Origin of the sequence: Halorubrum laminariae (assembly GCF_024494655.1) — an archaeon.
Lineage (GTDB): Archaea > Halobacteriota > Halobacteria > Halobacteriales > Haloferacaceae > Halorubrum > Halorubrum laminariae.
On the sequence record NZ_JANHDL010000003.1, the window covers coordinates 298937 to 319131 of the forward strand.

Consider the following 20195-nt stretch of genomic DNA (forward strand, 5'->3'; position numbering starts at 1 on the left):
CACCCTATTAAACCTTATCGACCGTGATAGATCGGATGTGAACGGACAGAGTAGCTGTGACAGACCCGGTGGAAGCCGATGAACAGCAGTTCAGGCGATACCGACGAGGGTGACAGCAGAGACGACGGCCACGGTCACGGAGCGATAACACCCGTGGAGACGGCAGCAGAGCGCGTCTGCGATCTCCGATCCGCGTGGCTCGATCGGTGGGGAACGGAGACCGTGCCGATCGACCGGATCACCGGTCGGACCCTCGCCGAACCGATCGACGCCCCCGCCGCGATCCCCGAGCGGAGCCACGCCACGATGGACGGCTACGCGTTCGACGCGAGCGGCGGATACCCGTACGACTTGGTCGATCGGGAGGTGTTCCCGGAGTCCGACCCGCCGTCGCTGTCGACCGGCGAGGCGGTTCGGATATTCACCGGCGCGCCGCTGCCCCCCGAGGCCAACGCCGTCCTCAAACAGGAGGAGGCGACCGTCGAGGACGGCCGACTCGACGGGTCACCGACCGAGCCCGGCACGTACGTCTACGAGCGCGGCAGCAACGTGGCGGCTGGCGAGCGGCTGTTCGCTGCCGGCGAGCGGCTCGGCGCGAAAGACGCCATCCTACTCGGCGATCTCGGTGTCGACGAGGTGGCCGTCACGGAGCGGCTCTCGGTCGGCCTGCTGGCGACCGGGACCGAGATCCACGAGGGCCGACACGCCGACCTCGACTCGCCGATGCTCGCTGGGCTCGTCCGCGGGTGGGGCCACGAGGCGACGTACGAGGGAACCGTCCCGGACGAGTACGAGCGCGTCAGAGATCGGATCGCCGGACTCGCCGCCGACCACGACGTGGTGATGACGACCGGCGGCACGAGTGTCGGCGACAAAGACTACGTGGTGCGCGCGCTCCGCGAGCTGGGGACCGTGCTGTTTCACCGCGTCGCGCTGCGGCCCGGAAAGCCGATCGCCGTCGCGACGCTCGACGAGCGGGACGCCGTCGTCTTCGCCGTTCCGGGAAAACCCGTCGGCGCGCACGCGGTGACCTCGCTGGTCGCGCGATCCTTCTTCACCGGGAGCACTGCGCTCCCGACCGTCGACGCGACGATGACGAGCGACGTGGGAATCGCGGTGCCGGAGTTCACGTACGCCGTCCCGGTGACGCTCGCGGACGGCGAGGCGGTGCCGCTCGGTCACGTCGCCTCGCCGCTCGCCGTGTACGACGAGACGTTCGACCCCAGCGTGCTCTCGTCGAGCACGCGGGCGACGCGCGCCGACGGGTTCGTCCTCACCGAGTCGGCGCTCGCGGCCGGCGACGAGGTCGCCGTCGTCCCCTACCCGGTCGTCGAACGATGAAGGACGACGGGCTTCCGATCGTCTCGCCGCCGTTCGAGGGCGACGACGACAGCGAGACCGGTGTTGACAGCGACCCCGGCGTCGCTGGCGTGTTGCTCGCGGCGGGGACGAGCAGCCGGTTCGGCGACGAGAACAAGCTCCTCGCGACCATCGGCGGCGAACCGGTCGTGCGGCGCGCGGCGCGGACGCTCGTCGACGCTGGACTGGATCCGGTGATCGTCGTCGTCGGACACGAGGCCGACCACGTTCGCGACGCCGTAAGCGACCTTCCCGTCACGATCGCGGTCAACGATGCCTACGAAGCGGGTCAGTCGACGTCGGTCCGCGCGGGGATCGGCGCGCTCTCCGACACCGGAGACCGCGACATCGACGCCGCGGTCGTCGCGCTCGGTGACATGCCGTTCGTCGACCCGCAGACCGTCGAGACGCTCGTCGCGGCGTACGAGGCCGACGCCGGCGACGCTCTCGCGGCCGCCTTCGAGGGCGAGCGTGGGAATCCGGTACTGTTCGACCGCCGGTTCTTCGGCCGTCTCGTCGCCGTCGACGGCGACCGCGGAGGACGAGCGATCCTGTTGGAAAGCGGCGCGAGCGCGCTCGTCGCCGTCGACGACCCGGGGGTCCGCCGGGATGTCGATCGCCCCGGTGATCTCGGTGGAAAACGCTGACCGGACGGTGAGCGAACTCTCGCCGGCCCACACGCGACTCACTCCTCGGACGGTGCCTTTCGGACCACGATATCCCCGTCTTCGACGTGCCACTCGACGCGGTCGCCGGCACCCACGTCGAGGAAGTTCCGAACCGGCTTCGGGACCGTCGTCAGGTTCTTTTCGGAGACCTTGGTGTCGGTGAGGTTACCCATCGACTCGCGGTTCGTGCGTAGTAGGGACATAGCTTTCGCTACGGGCACGCGTAGCGACGGCGGGGGACGAACCACGTCGAGAGACGCAGGTACCTCAGACGGAGGAGTTCCAGCGGTGCGCGCCGCCGTCCGAGGCGTTTCCGAAATCCAGATCGAACCGGTCCGATTCGAGCAACACCGGTCCCGGAACGTACGCGTCGTCGTCGACCGCGGAGAGAAGGTTGCGCTCACACATCGTTTCGAGCACGTCTCCGACGGTACGTTCGCGTCCCTCGATCAGGTTCGCCTCCTCGACGACGCCCGCGACCGTCACCCGGCCTTCGAGCATCGCTAGCCGGATGGCCGACACCCACGCGGGCTCCCGTCGCATCTCCCGACACATGACAGTCTCACGCACACTCCCATCGGATATATACCTTCCCAAGGCACCTTCTGACTGAGGGGGAAGCGTCGTCGCTCGGGTCAGTCGTCGCTCGCCGCTCGGGTCAGTCGTCGCTCGCCGCTCGGGTCAGTCGTCGCTCGCCGCTCGTTCGAACCGGTCGAGTGCGAACTCGATCATGTCCGGGCTCACGGGCCGGTACTCCTCGCGCTCGTGTTCGGGGAGATACGCCCGGACGCTGTTCCACGACTCGCGGGCGTATCGCGCGTCGAGGAGGACCCGGACGCCGCGCTCGTCCGGGCCGCGTATCACCCGTCCCACGGCCTGTCGAGCCTTCCGGACCGCCGGGACCGTCAGCGCCGTCTCGAACCCGGACTCGAAGCGACGGTCGTAGGCGGTTATCACCGCTCGCGTCCGCGGCCGCGCCGTGTTGATGATCGGGACGCCGCAGACGACGGCGGCTGAGAGGCGGTCGCCGCGGTAGTCGACGCCCTCCGTGAGCGTCCCGCGGAGGCTCGTCACGAGCACCTTCCCGTCCCCGGCGAAGAAGTCGTCTTTCAGTGATTCCGTCTCGCGGTCACCGGAGGACTCGTCGAGGAGGACGGGCTTGTCGAGTCGGTCGTCGAGCGCGCCGGCCATCCACGTCGCCTCCGCGTAGCTCGGGGTCCCCACGAGGACGTTTCCCTCGCGGGACGCGACCGCGGCCGTCGCGTCGAGGTGCGCGAGCCGCGTGTCGTTCCGTTCGCCCGGCGGGCCGCGGTTCTCGTGGGTGAACTTCGGCGCGTCGACGGCGAAGCTCGCGCGGTTCGCCTCCGGGAAAGAGAGCCCGTACGTCCGCTCGATCACCGGTCGCCCCTGCGCTTCGAGATGGTCGAGGCCGGTCACCTCGCGGAACACGTCCATCGGCTCGAGCGTCGCGCTCATGAGGACGCCGCCGCCGAACTCGGCGAGGCGGTCGCCGATCGGCTCGCTCGGCAGGCAGTTGTACAGCGCGAGGCTCGCGTTGTACGCGCGCCGCCACGAGTCGGGCGGCGCGGTCTCGTCCCACGTTCGTTCGAGGTCGATCGCGCGGAAGAAGTCCTCGTGGCCCTCGCGGTACCAGGCGTTGAGCGTGCGACCGACACCCGGGGCGGCCCGCTGTTTGTCCTCGTCTTCGATCGAGTCGAGGACGCGCTTGACCACCGCGCCCACCTGCTTCGCGCGCGCCCAGACGCGGTCGTCGTATCCTTCGCGCTTCGCCCACGTCGTGATCGCGTCTTCGCCCGGGGTCTCCGGGTCGCGAAGCGGGATTTCGTCGTCGTCGAGGTCGCGCATCGACGCGCGCCAGTCCGGGCGGTCGCGGTCGAGCCGATCGGTCACGCGGCGGTCGAGTTCGCCGCGGAGGTCGGCGTAGAAGTCGCGAACCGACTCGATCTCCTCGACGGTCACGTCAGCGTCGTCGAGTTCGCCGCGGACCAAGGCGGCGTCCTCGGACTCTGCGCCCGCGGTTTCGAATTCGAGCGGCTGGACGACGCGAGTGAGTTCGTTCTCGGCGTCGCGGAGGCTGGCGTCCGCGACCGCGTCGCTGACGAGGTCTCGGACCCGCGGTTCGAGCATGTGCGCCTCGTCGCAGACGACGAACGTCGAGTCGTCGAGCAGCGCGCCGGTGAACGTCCCGGTCGTCACGGGGTCGAACGCGTGGTAGTAGTTGCCGATGACGACCTCAACCTCGGGAACGAGCGCACCCATGATCGAGTGGGGACACGAGCCGTGGCCCGCGGCGAGGCGGACAAGTTCGTCGGCGTCGACGTGGCCGATATCGGTCACGTCGAACGGCACCGCCTCGGCCGGGTCGCCGTCCTCGGGGAGATCGTCGAGGAAGCCGGCGTAGAACGGACAGAACTCGGTTCCCTCGAACTCCTCGGTGTCGGGGCGGTACGGTGTTGGCTCGCCATCGACGCTGAGGTAGTCGGCGGCGGGCTCGTCCGAGCCGCCCGCCGCTCCCGCACCGCCCGCGTTGCCCGAGTCTAGCAGCCCGACCTGCTGGCTCCGCGCCTCGCTCACGAGGTTCGAGGTCGTCGTCGCGCCGCCGTCGCCGACGAGGTTGCGAGTGCGTTCTCGGAGGCCCTCGCAGCGCTCGTAGACGGTATCTCGGTCTATCCCGGCGCGGTTCTGTCGCGCGTACGGACAGACGTCCGCCTTCCCGACGAGCGTGAGTCCGGATATCGGGTCGTAGCCCTCGGGAAGGTTCTCGTTCACCGCCTCCAGATCCGTCTCGAACTGCCGGAGTTGCTGTTTGACGCTGGTGAGGACGAACACGCGCTCGAAGTCGGATTCGGGGTCGCGCACGCGGTCGAGACCGGCCGTGAGCGCGAGCATCGTCTTGCCGGTCCCGCACGCGCCCTCCAACGCGAGGAAGCCGCCGTCTGCGGCGGCGTCAATGGCGGCGTCGATGCCGTCGGCCTGCTCCGGGTAGGGCTCGGGGTGGCCGAAGATGTCGGCCCACGGCGGCGAGTCGGTCACAGGGACGGGTTACGCGGCATCGGATTTAACGCTTCACGCTTCAGTTGGTGGTCGCAGATGCTCCCGTCGTTGTCGTGGCATTCGCAGACGCACCCGTTGCAGCCGCTCGCGGGGCCCACAGCGAACCGATCCGTCTCCGGGCCCGTTTCCGGGCCGCGTTAGCCGACGATATCGTGGAGGTCCGAGAGTTCCTCGATCTCCCAAGTCGGCCAGACGTTCAGGTCCCAGTTGCGGCGGTGCGGCCGGCGGATGAACGCCGAGTCGATACCGGCGTTCTCGGCGGCGCGAACGTCGGACTCGTTGTCGCCGACGAATAGGGCGTTGTCCGCGTCGAGGTCGCCGAGCGCCTGCTCGATGTAGTGCGGGTTCGGCTTGCGCAGTTGGAGCGAGTGGATCGTCGGCTCGCGGCCGTAAGCGGCACCGAACCGTTCGAATCCCTCGAAGTGGTCGACGAGGAAGTCGACGGTGGCCTGCTGGTTCGAGGAGACGATACCCATCTCCACGTCGAGATTCTCCAGCTCGTAGAGATCGTCGTACGGGGTCTTCCGGCCCGCGCGCGCCTCGTGCTGTTGCGCCTTCGAGACCACGTCGTCGCGGGTCCGCCAGAACGACCCCGGATCGAGGTCGTACGTCTGACAGACGGTTCCCACGCTGCCGGGGGTCGCGCCGATGGTCATCTGCTCTACGTCGTCCGAATCGGGCTCCTCGACGCCGCACTCGACAAACGCGTCCCGGGTCGCGTCCCGGAGCACGTCGAAGCGCGTGCGGCCTACGAGGACACCGTCGTTGTCGAACACGACGGTATCGTACGTCATAACTCCGATAGATTGCGGACAGGGATAAGCGTTTCAGTGGGGTTCTCGCAGACGAGAACGCACGGACGCGAACGATACCGGAGCGGCGTCGGACGATTTTTGTCTCGTCGCGGCCGCCTAACAGCCATGCGTGTCAGTGTCATCGGCGGGAGTTTGATCGGGGCGGAGACTGCGGCGGTCGCCGAGGAACTCGGTGAGGAACTGGCCGACCGCGGACACGTCGTCGTCTGCGGCGGGCTCGGCGGCGTTATGGAGGCGGTCTGTCGGGGCGCTCGCGGGGTCGGCGGCGAAACGATCGGGATCCTCCCGACCGACCGGCGCGAGGACGCGAATCCGCACGTCACCACGCCGATCGCGACGGGGATGGGCCACGCGCGCAACGCGCTCGTCGTGATGAACGGCGACGCGGTGATCGCCGTCGACGGCGGCCCGGGAACGCTCTCGGAGATCGGGCTCGCGATCGCCCACGGACGACCAGTTGCGGGGCTCGACACGCACGCGGTCGAGGGCGTGACCGCCATCGAATCGCCGGACGCGGCGGTCGATCACGTGGAGCGAGCAGTGGAGTCGGACTGACTAGATTTCGGTGCTTCCCTCCAGAAGTGTTTCGCGGCGTCGCCCGCAGTCAACGCCAGGTGGGCTCGTCGTCGTCCGCGTCGTCGGTCGTCTTGTCCTCGCCCGCATCACTGGTGGTCGTCTCGTCCACATCTCGATCGGCCGCAGCGATGTTCCGGAATCGGTCGTCAGGTTCGTCCCGACCATTGGGCTCGTCTCGACCGTCGAACTCGGTTCGGTCGTCGTGAGGGTCGTGTCGTTCTCCGTAGCCGGGTGTGTCCGGCGATCCTCCGACCCCCGACGCGACCCGGTCGCCGTCGTCGCGTCCGTCGAGAACGCGAGCGACGAGGTAGCCGAACCCCATCGCACTGAGCGCGCCCGTCACGAGGCCGCCGAGAACCGGAACAACCCCCAGAAGCGCCCACGCGAGCACGCCGACGACGAGCGCCGAGCCGAGCCCACCGCTAATGTCGAACGCGTCACCGATCCATCTCCCGAGCGCGACGACGCCGACAGTGGTGGTCGCAACGCCGACGATCGCGAGCGCGAGCAGGCCGGGGACGACCACGAGGAGCCCGACGATCGTGATCGCAAAGAGGAACGCCGTGACCGCGATCGCGAGGTACGCTCCGAAGCCGTAGACGAATGCCATGACCGGTTCGCCGCGCACGTATTGGGCTCCTTCGTCGGTGAAATCGGGCGCGACAGCGATCACGATCGCGCCGAGGATCCCGACAACAGCGAGTTCAATCACGAACGAGAGTCCGGTGCCGAGGGCAAACCCGATCGGTTCCGTCGGGGCCGTTGGTCCCGGACCCATCCCGTCTACCGCAGTCGAAAGGAGCGTGGAGGGCATCGTTCCCAGTGTCGCGGAGGCGTCTCAAGTATCTTGTCAAAACCGCGGATGGTCGAGCGGTCGGATCGCCGGCGGCTACCAAGTGTCGTGGAACGTGTCGAACTCGATCGAGTCGAGCGGCTTCTCGCCGATCGCGGCCTCGTATTCGCCGGGCGTCAGCATGGGCTTGTGGAATCGCGGGCCGTCGTCGGTTGTGATCCGGGGACAGCCCGTGTTCACGAACGCGTCCATGTCGAAGTTGCGGAGGCGGTCCGGTGTCACCTCGTCCATGGTGATGAGGTAGGCGTTGTCGTTGTTCTCGACGATCTCTTGGGCTTTCTCCCAGCGGCCCTGTCCGATCTTCGTACAGAAGATGACGCCCCACTTCTCGGCGTCCATCGCCTTGTGGACCGCGGCGTATCGCTGCTTGAGGAACTGGTCGTGTTCGGCCACCTTCACGACGTTGTTGACGGGGTCGGCGATGACGACGCGCTTGTCCGGGTGCTCCATGGCGAGCCCGACCGGATGGAACTTCCCGCCGCCGACGTACAGCACCTGTTCCGCGTCGATGTCGGCAGAGGCGTAGTTACACCCTAGGACCTGCCCCTCCTTCGTGAGCCGGTCGTCGCCGCGGCGAGTGTGGACCTCGTAGCCGCGCTCCTCCAGCCAATCCGTCATCTCCTCGAAGCGGTTCATGTGTTGGGCGGTCGTGACGAGCCCCACGTCGGAGTCCTCCTCGGGCGGTGTCAGCTCCTCCGTGAGGGCGTCCTCCATGATCGGGAAGGGATCGACGTTCGAAAACAGGGGGACGTAGACGATGCTGTCGGATTCTTTCATCGGCGTGTGACCGAAGTGGACGAACACGTCCGTCCGGCGCATCAGGTACGTGTCGAGGTCGCACGCGCCGTAACACGGCTGTCCCGACAGCATGAACGTCACGTCGTCGGGGGCGACCTCGCGGAGGTCGTCGGCCACCTTCGGGCCGCGCCGCTTGAGCCCCTCGGGAAACTGGAGCCCGACCTTCGAGGCGTCTCGCTCCTCGATCGCCTCGAGTATCCGATCGAGTTCGTAGTCCCACTCGCGGTCGTGTTTCAGGGCCATCCCCGTCTTGGTGAGGTCGCCCTCCGTAGATCCGCTCATGTCGAACGAATTGTGCGGCAGGACGGTTAAACCGCGCGTTCGACGCTGTGAGGAACGGTCGATGATGACAGTCGGCGCGCTGGCGGGTCACCGACGGCGACCCGAGCCGCTGCCGCGGGCGACAGACCGAAGCCGCGCGCCGACGAACCGGAAGCCATGACCGACACCCCAGAGACCGACATTCCGCTCGAACACGTCCACGTCGCGCCCGACGGCGATCCCGCGAACGCCCCGGCCGTCTTCGTCCTCCACGGCCGCGGAGCCGACGAGGAGGACCTGTTGCCGGTCGCGAGACACCTCCCGGACGACCTTCACGTCGTGAGCCTGCGCGCCCCGGACCCGCTGCAGGGCGGCTACACGTGGTACGAGCTCGACCTGTCGGCGGGCGGCCTCGAATCGAGCCAGCCGGACGCCGAAGACTTCCGCCGGAGCCTCGACCTCGTCGTCGAGAGCGTCGACGCCGCGGTCGACGCCTACGACATCGACGCCGACCGGATCGGGCTGCTCGGCTTCAGTCAGGGGGCGATCACGAGTCTCTCGCTGCTGTTGGAGAACCCGGACAAGTACGCGTGGGTCGTCGCGCTCCACGGGTATCTCGCCGAGTCACACGCCGACCTCGACCCGGCGGGGATCGAAGACACGCCGGTGTTCGTCGGTGCCGGCACGGGCGACCGCGTGATCCCACAGTCGCGGTCCGCCGCCGCGGCCGACCGATTCGAGGCGATCGGTGCCGACGTGACGCGCGGGAGCTACCCCGGGGGACACGGGATCGGCCAGCAGGAACTGGCGGACGTGGTCGCGTTCGTGGAATCGCACGTCGGCGGGGACTGATCGGCTCGGCGTCGCATCGGAAGCCAAAATGCTCGTTTGCGTCTCGCGGACACCTTTACCTGAGGCGGGCGAACGACGGGTATGCACGAGCGAACACCCTCCAGACGCCGCGTGCTCGCCGGCGGAGTCGCAGCGGTACTCGGCGCGACCGCCGGCTGCCTCGGCGGGGCGCTGAGAAGTGACGATGCAGACGCCGACGGCGACGACCGCGTGCTGCGGCTGACCTTCGACGACGCCGGTGAGACCCTCCGCGACCGGTTCGTGGACGACCCAACCGAGACCGACACGACGTGGGACACCGCTGCCTTCGCGGCCGTGCGAGACGGAGAGACGTACACCACCCAGTACCGGAAGCCCTTCTTCTCGACGACCGACGACCCTCGGTACGCCGTTCACGGCGGGACGTACTACCGGCTCGGATCCGTCGTCGTCGACGAGGCGGAGGCAACGCGGCCGGTGCTCCGGCTGTTCGACGCCGACGCCGACGGCAACGGGGTCGACTCAGGGGACGACGCTGATTCGACAGGTGATTCCGAGACCGCCCGCGTCGTCGACGCGGAAACGCTGCCGTCCGGCGACCGACGCGCCGTCGAGATCGCGCACTTCGCCGCGCGAGCCCGCGGAAACGAGGGCGGCATCCCGATCGGGCTGGTCGAGCGCGGCGGCTACGTCTACCGCCGTCCGGACGCGCTCGACGCGAGCGGGGTGCTGGCCGACGACGGCCCGGACCGCGTCAGGTTTCGAGACACAGTCTACCGCATCGACGTGGCACGCGAGCAGTTCTACGAACCGGTATACCGCGCCACGGGAACGGTCGTCGCGGAGTCGCCCGAACAGGTGGAGGCGATCCTCCGAGCGCGCAAGGTCGACGCGCGGATCGCCGAGGGCGATCTCTCGCCCGACGCACAAGAGGTGATCGAGACGGCGGAGCACGGTGAGTACGAGGAGTCATACCCGTACTCTGAGGGGTACGCCGCCGTGTTGCGCGCGCTCCACGAGCGTCCGTACCTCGACGGCGACATCGAGTCGGACGCGACGGCGACCGACTCGGGTGCCGGGATGGTCCGTCACGCGGGGCGGTACTACGACTACCGGCTTCGGTTCGAGCCGAACTCTTAAAATCGGGTTCGTCCGCCGCCGGCGTCCTCGTGGCCAAGAGCCTTCTGCAAGAAGTTCATCCAGCGCTTGCGGTCGGCCGTCTCCTGTCGTTTCGCCTCCGTCTCCGGGTCGGGGGCGTCGAGTCCTTCGAGCGCCTCCAGCGCGCGGTCGATCCCGATTATCGAGTCCGCGAGCGCTTCGCCTTCCGCGTAGCTCACCTCGTTTTCTTCGATCGGTTCGAGTCGTTCGAGCCGCTCGCGCCGGAGGTTCCGCTTCGCCTGCTCGACGCGCTCGCGTTCACCCGGCGGGACCGAGTCGCGCCGCTTGATTTCGAAGACGAACGATCGGAGGTCGATCGGCTCGCCCTGGACCTCGGTCTCCTCGGGGATGTCCGCGCCCACCGTCGCGGCCTCGCGGTTGACGCGTTCGAGGAGCCCCTTACGCTCGTACTCCTTCATGACAGAGGTATCGGGGTCGCTCGCATTTTGTTCCTTCGACCCACCACTCTGCGCGGCCCGTCTCGGTCCGCGGTTCGTCCTCTCGGTTCGATCGCCGAACGTCGACGTTAACCCGTTCGCGGTACGAACTGCAGGCATGGAGTCGATCGAAGCCGAACTCGAGAGAGCGCGCGACCTCGACCCCGCCGAGCTCGCCGACGCGATCGAGGCGATCGGCTTCGAGTGCACGCGCTGTGGCGGCTGCTGTACGGGATACGCCCCGGACGAGGCGGGCGGCGCACCGGCCGGCGAAGGTATCGGCGAGCGTTCGGACGGTGAGGACCGCGATACCCCGAACGACGGTGAGATCGGCCGCGAACCCCACACGGCAACCGTCTTCCCCGACGAGGTCCGAGCGGTCGCTGACGCGGCCGAAGACGCGTTCGGCGAGGCGTACGACTGGCGCGACGTGGCTCGTCCGATGCCGTTCGGTCTCTCCGAGGACGGCGGCGAGCCGAGCGGTGAGACGTTCGAGTGGGCGCTCGCGACCGACGACTGCGGCGATTGCACCTTCTACGAGGAGACTGACGGACGCGGGGCGTGCGCCGTCCACGACTCGCGGCCGCTGATCTGTCGGACGTATCCCTTCAGCGTCGCGAGCGCGGGCGACTTGCACGACGACGGAGCGGGCCTCGGAACCACCGAACCGATGGGCGGCGTGGTCGAACGGCAGGGCCCCGTCCGGGCACACGAGTGCGAGGGCTTGGGACGTGACATCTCGCGGGAGGACGCGGAGGAGTTGGCCGCCGCGCTCAAGCAACGAGCCGTTCGGGAACTAGAGGAGGCCATCGGCGTCCGCGACAGCTACGAGCCTACCGATGTCGACGGCGTCGTCGTCCACGACTCCGAGGGACAGAAGCGTCCCGACGGCAGTCGGGTAGACGAAGGGGAGACGGGCCTCTAGTGGGCGAGGAGGACGCGGTCGATCGATCATTCGTTCGGTAGTTGGCTTACAGATCATTAGATACACTAATGAATAATAGGGATCGAACCATGTGTCGAGGTATTATATGGACGATTATGCGCTCAGAGTGCAATACGAGTGGCGAAAAACTATACGAGTGTTTCGTTTGTGGCACCCGGTGTGAAACCGGCGGATCCTGTCCGTCGTGCGGCGGCGAACTGCGTCACCTAGGGCGGTCCCGGGACTTGTAACCCATCGGTCACGTCCCGTCGGCCGCGTCGTCACCCGTCCCATCCGCGTTCGTCGCGTCGTCGTCGGCCGCGCCGTCACCGGTCGGTCCGTCGTCCGGCCCGTCGTCGTCCGCCGTCTCACCCCCGCCCGCCGCCTCGAAATCTGGCAGCGACAGGACGTTCTCGCGGCCGAGCCGAAAGCCGTCGAGCTCGTTGTCATCGCGGAGCCCGGTCACGACTTGGCTGGTCTTGGCGGCCGTCCAGTCGAGCGACTCGGCGACCCGCTTTTGTTTCATTCGCCCGCCGTTGGCCTCGATGAGCCGGAGCACCTGCTCTTCGTTGCTCAACAGCTCCTCGTCGACCGATGACGCGCCGGCAACATCGCCAGCCTCGGCCGCATCGTGGGCCTCGTCCGAGCTGCCTGTGTCATCCGTGTCGGCCGCATCCGCGGGAGGGGAGTCTTGGACGGTCGAGACGGCGTTCGAATCCGGCTGCGCGTCGGCCGGGGCAGACGGGTCGGATCCGGCAGTCGCGGACGCGCCGCTTTCCACGCCAGAACCGTCTCGGTCGGCGGAGCCAACAGAGGTGTCAGTGTCACCGCGCCCGAGCACGGCACCTCCGAACAAACCGAGCCCGCGGCGGCGAGCGACCCCGGCCGAGACGCCGATCAGAACGAGGACGGCGAGGACGGCTCCGACCAGCGGGAGAGTCGCGCCGCTCGCGACCCCGGCCGGTTCGAGCGAAACGCGGGGCTCGCCCGCGGTGAAGTCCGTCGGCCCTCGCCAGACGATCGACACGTCGCGGGTCTCGGCGGGAGCTGGCGTCGCCTCGACTACTCGATAGCTCTCCGGCCACGAGATGATAAAGGAGGTGCCGTCGTCGAGGAACAGCTCGTCGACGGCGTCGCCCGCGACGATCCGGTCGCCGTCGACGGCGGCGAAGTTCCGCCACTCGAATCGGTAGGTGAGCACGCCGTACGACTGCGGCAGTTCGCGCCGCTCGGCGGTCACGGTGACGTTCGTCACCGCCATCTCGCGGCCAGTCGCGTTCTCGGCGGCGGCGGCGGTCGCGACCATCCGCTCGCGGAACCGATCGGTGTACGTCGTCGTGTTCGCGTCGACGTCGGTCTGTAGGTCCGCGAACGCCTGCTCCTCCTCGTCGGTGGCCAGCCGCACCCGGTACTGGATCTCCCACGTCGCGTTGCCGTCGGCGTCGACCGCCGCCTCGATCAGAACGTCGTCGGGGTCGACTTCGGTCTGTTCGAACCCGACGGGGGCGACGCCGGACGCGCCGGCGGCGTCTCCGGACGCGCCAGCGGTGCCTCCGGTCGCCGCGACACCAAGGGCAACGAAGATCACTGCGACGACGAGGATCAGGGCCGTTCGCTGCACAGAGACGCGGTCACGCGGGACAGATAAATCGTTTCTCATCTGGGCGGCTTCGGCCGTCGGTCGTGAGAGTGGAGAAAGACGCGATGACGGCCGCGAAACGCAGAGACAGAGCGGTCACGCTGTGCTGGCCACGACAACGTCGCTCCACGCGTTCTGGAGGAACGATCCGGCAGCGTCGACGGGTCCGAGAGACGGTCTGTCGCGACCGGGGGTCGCGTCGCCGCCCGAACCGCCATTGTTTGAACCGCCGCCGTTCGAACTGCCACCGCTCGAACCGTCGCCGCCGCCGGACCCGCCTCGGTCCGATGCGCCGGCACCCGGCTCCTCATCCGAGTCGTCCGAGCCGTCCGAGCCGTCCGAGTCGTCCGAATCTCCGCGTTCGGGGACCCCATCGCTCGCCGAGCCGCCGTCGCGGTCAGACCCGTTTCGCGACGGACCGTCCGCGTCGTCTTCGCCGGGAAAGCGGTCGGAACGACCAGCGTCTGACGCGTTCTCCGATTCAGCACCACTCGCGGGCGATCGCCGGGTATCTCCGGTGGCGTTTGGCGGGCTGGAGTTTGCCACGTTCGACGGGGCGGTTCCGTTCGGCGCGGCAGTTCCGTTTCCACGGTCGACACCACCGTCGGGGCCGGGAGTGGTTCCGTTCGGCGGTCCGCGGCGGTCGAGCGGTCCGCGCCGATCCGCGGCGAGCGGGCTTCCCGTCTCGTTACCGCCGATTCCACGCGCGATCGCGGCGACTTCCGGGCCGCTCAGGTCGCTCGCCCGCTCGCGAACCGCGTTCAGTCGCTCCTCGTCGAGGCCGCGCTCCGCTCTGGCCGACGCGGGGAGCTGCTCGGCGACGTCGGCGCTCTGGTTGGCCTCCCGTCGCTCGCTTTCCGCACGTGCACCGAGTTCGGCCATCCGAGCGGCGAACGCCCCCTGACTCAACTCGCCGGCGTCGCGGCGCTCGCGGAGTTCACGCTGGCGACGCTCGATCGTAGTGAGTCGGTCGTCGGTCCGGTTCAGCCGCTCGGCGACGACGGCGGCGCGCTCCGCGTCGGAGTCGGTGCGGTCGAGCGCCACCTCGAACGACCGAGACGACACCTCGCCGTCGATCTCGGCCTGCTGCACGCCCACCACGCCGGAGAAGCGCTCGCCGGGGCTGACGGCCGCGGCGTCGTCGCTCCCGGCAGTCGAGTTCGTCTCGTTCGTTCCCGGATCGTCCGTGTCCGTCTCGTTTGTTCCCGGATCGTCTTGCGCCGTGACGACGCCGACCGGTCCGGCCGCCGCCACGCCGATCAGTCCGACGACTGCAACGGCGATGACGACGGCGACGACTGGTGCGGTCCCTCGGTTCATCATCCGTCGGTACGCGGCGGATCCGTATATAAATGCGACTCCGTTAAGCCGGATAAACGCGGATTAAGGACCGAACGATCTCTGTGCAGTCGGTCGATTCGCGATCGGAGCCTCAGTACGATTTCGCGAAGTACGCCGTCCGCTCGGCATCGTCGCCGCAGATCGCGCAGGTCTCGTCGTGGTCGTCGCCGACGAGGGGGTCCTCGTCCTCGAAGGGGACCATCACGATCTCGGCGGCCATCGGTTCTTTGATCGGCTCCTCGCAGTCCTCGTCGCCGCACCACGCGGTCTTCACGTAGCCGCCGTGCTGGCCGAGCGTGCCGAGGATCTCGGCGCGGTCGTCCGCCTCGCGCACCTCGCCGTCGAGCGTCTCCTCGGCGGCTGCGTACAGCTTCGCGTAGATCTCGTCGAAGTGGTCGCGGACCGTCTCGGCGACGCCCTCGCGGTCCTCGACCACACTCTCGCCGTCGGGTCGGTGGACGAGGGTGAGTTCGTCGTCGTCGACCTCGTGGGGGCCGATCTCGATCCGGAGCGGAACGCCGTTCAGCTCGTGTTCGTTGAACTTGAATCCGGGATTGCGCTCGTCGCGGTCGTCTAGTTCGACGCGGACGCCCGCGTCGCCGAGGTCGTCGGCCACGCCCTCTGCATACGCGAGCACCTCCTCTTTGGTGTCCTCCTGCCAGATCGGGACGACGACGACCTGTTCTGGGGCAACTGTCGGGGGAACGACGAGCCCCTGCTCGTCCGAGTGGGTCATGATAAGTGCGCCGAGTGCGCGCCACGAGAGACCCCACGAGGTGGTGTGGGCGGTCCGATCGTTTTCCTCCTCGTCCGAAAAGGTGATGTCGAACGCCTCCGCGAACGACCGGCCGAGGTGGTGGGAGGTCGCGCCCTGCACGGACTTTCCATCGGGCATCAGCGCCTCGACGGTCGTCGTCGTGTCCGCGCCGGGGAACGTGTCGTGGTCGGGCTTTTGCCCTTTCAGGACCGGGATCGCGAGCAGGTCTTCGTAGGCGGACTCGTACTGATCGAGCCGTGTCATCGTCTCGTCCCACGCGTCCTCGCTCGTCGCGTGGGCGGTGTGGCCCTCCTGCCAGAGAAACTCCTTCGTGCGGAAGAACGGCTTCGTCTCCGTCGCCTCCCACCGGACGACAGAGCACCACTGGTTCACGCGCAGCGGGAGGTCGCGGTGGCTCCGCACCCACTGGGAGATGTACGGCGTGATGATCGACTCGGAAGTGGGGCGGACGGCGAGGCGCTCTTCGAGCTCGTTGTTTCCCGCCTCGGTCACCCACGCGACCTCGGGATCGAACCCCTCAACGATGTCCTTCTCGCGTTCGAGATAGGATTCGGGGATGAACATGGGGAAGTAGGCGTTCTGGACGCCGGTGTCCTTGAACTTCGCGTCGAGGAAGCCCTGCAGTCGCTCCCAGAGGGCGTACGCGCGGGGACGGGTGACGATGAATCCGCTCATCCCCTCGGGGCCGTAGTCGGCCAGCCCCGCCTTCTGTACGACCTCGGCGTACCACTCGCCGGTGTTGTGTGACTTGGACTCGGTGATGCCGAGTTCCTGGTCGTCGTCGCTCATTGTTCGCACGGGCGTGGCTCGCGGGCTTAAAACGTCCGAAGCCGACCGGTGGTCGCAGGCGGCCACCGCGACCGGCCGATGCGACCGGAAACTGCCACCGATGATGCGACCGGCTACCGCACCCGGCGACCGGAAACCGCGACAGACTCGTTTCAGATCGCCGGAACGCGCAGAAACGTTAACCCGGCTCGGCGACCTACGGCACAGCATGGACCTGTCGGGGCTGCGCCGGTACACGCCGGGGACGATCGCCGGAGCCCGCCGCGAGGCGGCCGTGTTGGCTCCCGTCATCGCGCGCGGCGACGAGCCCCACCTGCTTTTCACCAAGCGCGCCGACCACCTCGGCGAGCACCCCGGACAGATGAGCTTTCCCGGCGGCGGCCGCGAGCCGTTCGACCGGACGCTGACCGACACCGCGCTGCGAGAGGCGAACGAGGAGGTCGGGATGCGCCCCGAGGAGGTCGACGTGCTGGGACGGATCGACGACACGCGCACGTCGAGTGAGTACCGTATCCGGCCGTTCGTCGGCGTCGCGCCCGACCGCGAGTACGTCCCCGACGAGTCGGAGGTCGCGGAGGTGGTCGTCCTGCCCGTGAGCGGGCTGACCGACCCCGCGAACTACGAGTCGGAACAGCGAGACCACCCCACTTACGGCCGACACCGGATCCACTTCTTCCACGTCGACGGCTACACGGTCTGGGGCGCGACCGGCCGGATGGTCGTCCAACTGCTGGAGCGGACGACCGACTGGCGCGCGCCCGACGAGGTCGACCGCGTGGTCGAGCCCGACGCCGAGCTTCCGGTGTAACACACCGAACCCACGCGTCGCTCTCAGCCAGTCACCTACTCCCCTTTTTCGCGGACCGTCCCGCCGCCCAGTCCCTCCCACTCGACGCGGTAGCCGAGCCGCGAGAGGGCGGCGCTGGCGTCGTCGATCCCGCGTTCGTCGAGGACCCGCTCCGCGTCCGACAGCGACATCCCCGCGTCGATCGCCGCCCCCGCCGCGTCGAGCACCGCGGGGCGCACCAGCGTCCGCCCCACCAGCTCGTGGTTGGGAAACGATTTATCCGCGATCGCCTCGACGCTGACGCCCCAGTCGCCGGCCAACTCGTCCAGCCCGATCGCGTCGGCGTCGGGCGAGAGGGCGTCGGGGAGATCGGCGGCCGCGTCGGCGACGAAGTCGGCCTCGTACTCGCGGAGCACGTCGACCACGTCTTTCACCCGAACCGTTCCCGAGTAGGTGACCACGCGGTGGTCGCGCTCGGCGATCTCCTCGCCGACGCCGAGGCTCTCGTCGACGGCGACGAGCAGGTCCACGTCCTCGACGTCCGCGAGCTGTCCGAGTTTCTTCTCGACGTACTCGGGCGTCCAGAACCCCATGACCTCGAAGAAGAGCCGGAAGTCGGCGTGGTCGTAGTCGAACGCGAAGTCGGGGATCATCACCCGCGTGCCGGTCGCGAGCGGCTCGGGCTCGCGGACGAGCGCCCAGTCGAGATCGAGCCCCCGAAACCGCCCGGCGAAGTCGGCCTCGACGCCGCTGTCGAAGTCGGGCTCCGCGACCGGCGCGACGCCGGGAACCGTCACGTCGCCGTCGGAGAGGCGCATGGCGCGCTCGCGCCCGCGGTCGTCGATCGTCGCCTCCAGTTCCCACTCGGCGGACGCCGCGACGGTCCGGAGCAGTCTGGCGAACGCGGTCCCGTAGCGACGGGTGCGCGAGAAGAGCGCGTCGGGACCGGTGACGGCCAGTTCGCGGCCCTCGGGCGTCTTCTCCAGTTCGTACATCAGCCGGAGCCGCTTGACCGCGGAGACGAGCCGCTTCGGGTCGTTCGACCGCACCCGGACCTCGGTGGCGTCGAAGAGGGCAGTCTGGGCCAGGGAGAGGTCGTACTGCTCCAAGAGGGAGTCGGGGTCCCACCGCACGTCGGCGTCGACGAGGACCCCGTTGACGTCGCGGTCGGCGTACAGCGAGTCCTCGACGTCGCCCGAGTCGATCCCGAGCGCGTCGGCGGCGCGGTCGACCGCCTCGTCGCGCTCCGCCTCGCTCGCGACGCCCACCGCCTCCGCGGCCTCGAACGCGGCCCGCCGGACGCGACGCGGCGGGACCGGGGCTCGCGTCTCGAAGTCGCACTCGCGCTCGACGAGCGCCGCGAGCCCGCGGACGAGCTTGAAGTCGCCGCCGGAGTCGGCGTCGGCCTCCAGCGCCGCCAGCGCGTCGTCGAGGTCGCCGCGCCGCTCCCCGACGTGGGACTCGAAGGTTCCGAGCACTCGGGCCGCGAGCGGGCGGTGTTCGCGGGTCGCGAAGCGAGGTCGGTAGCCGCCGCCGGCCCGCGAGACGCGCAGGAGGTCCTTGCGTAGCACGCTCTCGTGGTACCCACCGGTCGACCTAAAACGGGCGGATCCGGTCGCCGGTCGGGTGCGGCACCCGCGCGGGATCAGTCGTCCGCGTGTCTCGTTTCCGGCGTGAACGTAACGCCGCCGATCTCGATCTCGTCCGGAACGCGGCTGGCGTCGTGCGTACCGACCGGCGGCAGATTCACCGCCGCGGCGGCGGACGCGTCGAGGTCGGTGTCGTCGTCGATGGCGGCCATCTCCCCGTCCGCGTCCCGCGCGTCCTGGTCGATGCGCATCGAGCAGAACTCCGCGCCGCACATCGAGCAGAACCGGGCCTCCTTGTAGTTGTCTCCGGGGAGCGTCTGATCATGGGAGGACCGCGCGCGTTCGGGGTCGAGCGCGAGGTCGAACTGGCGAGTCCAGTCGAACTCGTAGCGCGCCTCCGAGAGGGCGTCGTCCCAGTCGCGCGCACCCGGACGCCCGATGGCGACGTCGGCGGCGTGGGCCGCGATCCGGTACGCCGCGAGCCCGTCCCGCACGTCCTCCGCGTCGGGGAGACCGAGGTGCTCTTTCGGCGTCACGTAGCAAAGCATCGCCGCGCCCGCGCGTGCGGCCTCGGTCGCGCCGATCGCGCTCGTGATGTGGTCGTATCCGGGCGCGATGTCGGTCACGAGGGGCCCGAGCACGTAGAAGGGCGCGCCGTCGCACACCTCCTGCTGGCGGTCGACGTTGTCGGCGATCTCGTCCATCGGGACGTGGCCGGGACCTTCCACCATCACCTGCACGCCGTGGTCCCACGCGACCCGTGTGAGCTCGCCGAGCGTTTCGAGTTCGGCGAACTGCGCCTCGTCGCTCGCGTCGGCGAGACAGCCCGGACGGAGTCCGTCGCCGAGCGAGATCGTCACGTCGTGTGCCGCGAATATTTCGCAGATCTCCTCGAACTTCACGTACAGCGGGTTCTGGGTCCCGTTCTCCTCGATCCACTGGGCGAGGATCGAGCCGCCGCGCGAGACGATCCCGGTCTTGCGGCCGTCGGTCAGCGGGAGGTGTTCCATCAGCACGCCGGCGTGAATCGTCATGTAGTCGACGCCCTGCTCGGCCTGCTTCTCGATCACGTCGAGCAGTAGCTCGTGGGTGATATCGGCGGGGCCGTCCGCCCGTTTCACCGCCTCGTATATCGGGACCGTGCCGACCGGAACCGGCGAGTACGCGACGTTCGCCTCGCGGGTCTCGTCTAAGCGTTCGCCCGTCGAGAGGTCCATGACGGTGTCTGCGCCGTGGTGGACGGCGGCGTGGAGCTTCCGCAGCTCCGCGTCGAGGTCGCTGGTCGACTCGCTGTTGCCGATGTTGGCGTTGACCTTCGTCGAGAACTCCCCGCCGATGATCATCGGGTCGAGCGAGTCGTGGGCGCGGTTGTTCGGGATCACCGCCCGCCCGTCGGCGACCTGCCGACGGACGAACTCCGGCTCGCGGTTCTCGCGCTCTGCCACGCGCTCCATCGCGGGCGTGATCTCCCCGTCTCGGGCCTGCTGGATCTGTGTCGCCATCACTGATTACTAGG

20 protein-coding genes are annotated in these 20195 nt (G+C 68.6%); 8 read left to right on the top strand and 12 right to left on the bottom strand.

From position 1 onward, the window contains the following. The first annotated feature begins 78 nt into the window (after window positions 1-78). Together NO887_RS07585 and NO887_RS07590 are read left to right on the top strand one after the other, a co-directional pair. Window positions 79-1341 (top strand): molybdopterin molybdotransferase MoeA, encoded by a 1263-nt coding sequence (locus NO887_RS07585; RefSeq protein WP_256417860.1) that lies wholly within the window; start codon window positions 79-81, stop codon window positions 1339-1341. Further along, entirely contained in the window at window positions 1338-2006 is a 669-nt protein-coding gene (locus NO887_RS07590) for a nucleotidyltransferase family protein (RefSeq protein ID WP_256417861.1), read from the top strand. The genes NO887_RS07585 and NO887_RS07590 overlap by 4 nt, the downstream gene beginning before the upstream one ends. Window positions 2007-2044: 38 nt before the next feature. Here the strand turns inward: NO887_RS07590 and NO887_RS07595 are convergent, their stop codons facing one another. From NO887_RS07595 to NO887_RS07610, 4 genes are all read right to left on the bottom strand, one after another. Beyond that, complete coding sequence (locus NO887_RS07595) at window positions 2045-2230, bottom strand: AbrB/MazE/SpoVT family DNA-binding domain-containing protein (RefSeq protein ID WP_256417862.1); 186 nt, start codon at window positions 2228-2230, stop codon at window positions 2045-2047. A gap of 64 nt (window positions 2231-2294) precedes the next feature. Further along, window positions 2295-2582: a hypothetical protein gene (locus NO887_RS07600; protein WP_256417863.1), complete on the bottom strand. Its 288-nt coding sequence runs from the start codon at window positions 2580-2582 to the stop codon at window positions 2295-2297. A gap of 126 nt (window positions 2583-2708) precedes the next feature. After that, entirely contained in the window at window positions 2709-5081 is a 2373-nt protein-coding gene (locus NO887_RS07605; protein WP_256417864.1) for an ATP-dependent DNA helicase, read from the bottom strand. Between the two features lie 158 nt (window positions 5082-5239). Continuing rightward, window positions 5240-5896: an HAD family hydrolase gene (locus NO887_RS07610; protein ID WP_256417865.1), complete on the bottom strand. Its 657-nt coding sequence runs from the start codon at window positions 5894-5896 to the stop codon at window positions 5240-5242. Window positions 5897-6022: 126 nt separating this feature from the next. Between NO887_RS07610 and NO887_RS07615 the strand changes: the two genes are divergently transcribed. Then, complete coding sequence (locus NO887_RS07615; protein ID WP_256417866.1) at window positions 6023-6472, top strand: TIGR00725 family protein; 450 nt, start codon at window positions 6023-6025, stop codon at window positions 6470-6472. 49 nt (window positions 6473-6521) lie between these two features. Here the strand turns inward: NO887_RS07615 and NO887_RS07620 are convergent, their stop codons facing one another. Beyond that, entirely contained in the window at window positions 6522-7307 is a 786-nt protein-coding gene (locus tag NO887_RS07620) for a DUF8173 domain-containing protein (RefSeq protein WP_256417867.1), read from the bottom strand. 75 nt (window positions 7308-7382) lie between these two features. After that, entirely contained in the window at window positions 7383-8426 is a 1044-nt protein-coding gene (dph2, locus tag NO887_RS07625) for a diphthamide biosynthesis enzyme Dph2 (protein ID WP_256417868.1), read from the bottom strand. 156 nt (window positions 8427-8582) lie between these two features. On the opposite strand from dph2, the gene NO887_RS07630 reads away from it, so the two are divergent. Together NO887_RS07630 and NO887_RS07635 are read left to right on the top strand one after the other, a co-directional pair. Then, window positions 8583-9257 carry an alpha/beta hydrolase gene (locus tag NO887_RS07630; RefSeq protein ID WP_256417869.1) on the top strand — a complete coding sequence of 225 codons (675 nt, stop codon included), beginning with the start codon at window positions 8583-8585 and terminating at the stop codon, window positions 9255-9257. Between the two features lie 81 nt (window positions 9258-9338). Further along, on the top strand, window positions 9339-10376 hold the full coding sequence (locus tag NO887_RS07635) for a hypothetical protein (protein ID WP_256417870.1): 1038 nt from the start codon (window positions 9339-9341) through the stop codon (window positions 10374-10376). Here NO887_RS07635 and NO887_RS07640 read toward each other — a convergent pair. After that, window positions 10373-10813 carry a DUF5788 family protein gene (locus NO887_RS07640; RefSeq protein ID WP_256417871.1) on the bottom strand — a complete coding sequence of 147 codons (441 nt, stop codon included), beginning with the start codon at window positions 10811-10813 and terminating at the stop codon, window positions 10373-10375. The two genes, NO887_RS07635 and NO887_RS07640, sit on opposite strands and share 4 nt — an antisense overlap. Before the next feature lie 136 nt (window positions 10814-10949). On the opposite strand from NO887_RS07640, the gene NO887_RS07645 reads away from it, so the two are divergent. Both NO887_RS07645 and NO887_RS07650 read left to right on the top strand, forming a co-directional pair. Then, the gene (locus tag NO887_RS07645; protein ID WP_256418016.1) at window positions 10950-11756 is read left to right on the top strand and encodes a YkgJ family cysteine cluster protein; all 807 of its coding nucleotides are present in this window, start codon (window positions 10950-10952) and stop codon (window positions 11754-11756) included. Between the two features lie 116 nt (window positions 11757-11872). Next, on the top strand, window positions 11873-12007 hold the full coding sequence (locus NO887_RS07650; protein ID WP_256417872.1) for a rubrerythrin-like domain-containing protein: 135 nt from the start codon (window positions 11873-11875) through the stop codon (window positions 12005-12007). A gap of 8 nt (window positions 12008-12015) precedes the next feature. On the opposite strand, the gene NO887_RS07655 is transcribed toward NO887_RS07650, so the two are convergent. The 3 genes from NO887_RS07655 to proS form a co-directional block, all read right to left on the bottom strand. Next, a complete protein-coding gene (locus NO887_RS07655; RefSeq protein ID WP_256417873.1) occupies window positions 12016-13377 on the bottom strand; it encodes a DUF7345 domain-containing protein in 1362 nt (453 codons plus the stop codon). Window positions 13378-13491: 114 nt separating this feature from the next. Continuing rightward, window positions 13492-14718 carry a DUF7096 domain-containing protein gene (locus NO887_RS07660; protein WP_256417874.1) on the bottom strand — a complete coding sequence of 409 codons (1227 nt, stop codon included), beginning with the start codon at window positions 14716-14718 and terminating at the stop codon, window positions 13492-13494. A gap of 109 nt (window positions 14719-14827) precedes the next feature. After that, entirely contained in the window at window positions 14828-16303 is a 1476-nt protein-coding gene (gene proS / locus NO887_RS07665; RefSeq protein WP_256417875.1) for a proline--tRNA ligase, read from the bottom strand. A 208-nt stretch (window positions 16304-16511) separates the two neighbouring features. On the opposite strand from proS, the gene NO887_RS07670 reads away from it, so the two are divergent. After that, entirely contained in the window at window positions 16512-17111 is a 600-nt protein-coding gene (locus NO887_RS07670) for an NUDIX hydrolase (protein ID WP_256417876.1), read from the top strand. A 35-nt stretch (window positions 17112-17146) separates the two neighbouring features. Here the strand turns inward: NO887_RS07670 and NO887_RS07675 are convergent, their stop codons facing one another. After that, on the bottom strand, window positions 17147-18661 hold the full coding sequence (locus NO887_RS07675) for a DUF790 family protein (protein WP_256417877.1): 1515 nt from the start codon (window positions 18659-18661) through the stop codon (window positions 17147-17149). 74 nt (window positions 18662-18735) lie between these two features. Then, the gene (gene thiC / locus NO887_RS07680) at window positions 18736-20181 is read right to left on the bottom strand and encodes a phosphomethylpyrimidine synthase ThiC (RefSeq protein WP_256417878.1); all 1446 of its coding nucleotides are present in this window, start codon (window positions 20179-20181) and stop codon (window positions 18736-18738) included. Window positions 20182-20195: the final 14 nt, after the last annotated feature.

Bases quoted from the DNA above. Each gene is read 5' to 3' on its own strand.
- NO887_RS07590 (WP_256417861.1), top strand. From the start codon at position 1,338: ATGAAGGACGACGGGCTTCCGATCGTCTCGCCGCCGTTCGAGGGCGAC.
- dph2 (WP_256417868.1), bottom strand. From the start codon at position 8,426: ATGAGCGGATCTACGGAGGGCGACCTCACCAAGACGGGGATGGCCCTG.
- NO887_RS07670 (WP_256417876.1), top strand. From the start codon at position 16,512: ATGGACCTGTCGGGGCTGCGCCGGTACACGCCGGGGACGATCGCCGGA.
- NO887_RS07640 (WP_256417871.1), bottom strand. From the start codon at position 10,813: ATGAAGGAGTACGAGCGTAAGGGGCTCCTCGAACGCGTCAACCGCGAG.
- NO887_RS07650 (WP_256417872.1), top strand. From the start codon at position 11,873: ATGCGCTCAGAGTGCAATACGAGTGGCGAAAAACTATACGAGTGTTTC.
- NO887_RS07615 (WP_256417866.1), top strand. From the start codon at position 6,023: ATGCGTGTCAGTGTCATCGGCGGGAGTTTGATCGGGGCGGAGACTGCG.
- NO887_RS07610 (WP_256417865.1), bottom strand. From the start codon at position 5,896: ATGACGTACGATACCGTCGTGTTCGACAACGACGGTGTCCTCGTAGGC.
- proS (WP_256417875.1), bottom strand. From the start codon at position 16,303: ATGAGCGACGACGACCAGGAACTCGGCATCACCGAGTCCAAGTCACAC.
- thiC (WP_256417878.1), bottom strand. From the start codon at position 20,181: ATGGCGACACAGATCCAGCAGGCCCGAGACGGGGAGATCACGCCCGCG.
- NO887_RS07635 (WP_256417870.1), top strand. From the start codon at position 9,339: ATGCACGAGCGAACACCCTCCAGACGCCGCGTGCTCGCCGGCGGAGTC.
- NO887_RS07595 (WP_256417862.1), bottom strand. From the start codon at position 2,230: ATGTCCCTACTACGCACGAACCGCGAGTCGATGGGTAACCTCACCGAC.
- NO887_RS07645 (WP_256418016.1), top strand. From the start codon at position 10,950: ATGGAGTCGATCGAAGCCGAACTCGAGAGAGCGCGCGACCTCGACCCC.
- NO887_RS07620 (WP_256417867.1), bottom strand. From the start codon at position 7,307: ATGCCCTCCACGCTCCTTTCGACTGCGGTAGACGGGATGGGTCCGGGA.
- NO887_RS07585 (WP_256417860.1), top strand. From the start codon at position 79: ATGAACAGCAGTTCAGGCGATACCGACGAGGGTGACAGCAGAGACGAC.
- NO887_RS07630 (WP_256417869.1), top strand. From the start codon at position 8,583: ATGACCGACACCCCAGAGACCGACATTCCGCTCGAACACGTCCACGTC.
- NO887_RS07600 (WP_256417863.1), bottom strand. From the start codon at position 2,582: ATGTGTCGGGAGATGCGACGGGAGCCCGCGTGGGTGTCGGCCATCCGG.
- NO887_RS07660 (WP_256417874.1), bottom strand. From the start codon at position 14,718: ATGATGAACCGAGGGACCGCACCAGTCGTCGCCGTCGTCATCGCCGTT.